We start from the raw sequence: 1433 nt of genomic DNA, 5'->3' as shown, positions 1-1433 counted from the left end.
TTCCTTAGCAATAGAATTAATCCCACCACTTGTGGTGATTTTATTAATAGTGAGTGCACTTGTTGCGCCACTATTGTTTTTGAGTAGGAGGATGTTTTTGCCCCCTTCAGTATCAATATTATTAATCTTAATTGTTTGATTTGTATTAGAAGCATTTTCACTTACCATAGAGTCTTGAGATTTTTGGAATGTATAGGTAATTACACCAATATCTTTTGCTAAAACATTTCCAATTGTTGCATTAGAGTTGAAGGTGAGATTTAGATTTGCCTTATGTCCTTTGTTAATACCTCTTCTTGCCACAATTGCATAAGTACCACCTTCAAAACTGGTGTGTGTTGCATTTTTAGTCATTGATCCTTCAATCTTTGCTTCCTTTTGAAAAACAAATGAATGACCATTTGTCATATTATTATGTGCATAAAGTAAAATCCCGCCCCCAAGATAGACATCAGATTTAAAAGTTGTTGTAGAAGTCAAGTTGTCTGAGTGCATTTCAATCACCCGAGTAATATGAGGTTCTTGGGAAATAGATAAAGATGCTCCTTGAGAGGTTTTGGGTTCAAAAGTAAAATTTTGTATTCCTGTAACAATGTTGATCTTTCCCTCAATCCTTGCCCCCTCTTTAAAGGTAAGATCTGAGGATTTAATAATATTATTAAAAGATAAATTCCCCTTGATACCCTTTCCTCCAAAGGTGCCCGTAAAAGTATTTTGTTTGATTTTATTAGCGTCACTTGCATTTGCTGAATTCCCACCAACATGCAAATTTCCTTCTAGGGCATAGCCCTCTCCTACATTGGAAAAATCAAAAGTGATTTTATTAGAATCTCCCATAGCTGTTGTTTGCCCCAGATTTGCTGTCATATTTGTTTTAAGCCCTTTTCCTTTTGTTTGGAAAACAATGCCTGAATTAGAGTTGCTAGTCATTTTTCCTAAGATGTTATAAGTTTTTGTGCCTGCTTGATAATTTGTTTGATCGCTACTCCCATTAAACCCGATGTAAATAGTGTTAACTTGTTGAGAACTTCCATTGCTATAACTTGGAGCAAGGAGACCATTAGAATCTGTCCAAGTCAAATTTGATGTTGTAATACTAGAGTTTCCATTGCAAATGACAGGATTTTCACCTTGTCGTGCAGTTGAACAAGTTTCTTGTGCATTCCCCACACTCACACCAAGAGCTAAAGCAAGTGAACTTGCCACTATAGGTTTAAATAAAGAATATTTAGAATAAGTTAAATTTGTTTTTTTCATATTATTTTAATCTCCTATTTATTTTAATTTAAATTTCATTATAGAAATTTAGATGAGATTATATACAAAAATCTACGGGGGGGGGGGGGGTAAATTTATTAAAATTATATTTTTTTGTATTTATATATTTAAGAAAACAATAATATTTAGATTATTAAAAGTGATAGAATAACTAT

The 1433-nt window shown here is 32.9% G+C and carries 1 protein-coding gene; it reads right to left on the bottom strand.

Features of this window, described 5'->3' with window-relative positions:
- The coding region (locus tag CQA62_RS06740; protein WP_147288252.1) for a hypothetical protein at positions 1-1257 on the bottom strand (1257 nt) is incomplete at its 3' end.
- Positions 1258-1433 lie beyond the last annotated feature (176 nt).

It is taken from the genome of Helicobacter cholecystus (assembly GCF_003364215.1).
Classification (GTDB): domain Bacteria; phylum Campylobacterota; class Campylobacteria; order Campylobacterales; family Helicobacteraceae; genus Helicobacter_G; species Helicobacter_G cholecystus.
Note: the sequence above shows the minus strand (reverse complement) of the source record. Positions and strands in the feature narration are given on the sequence as shown.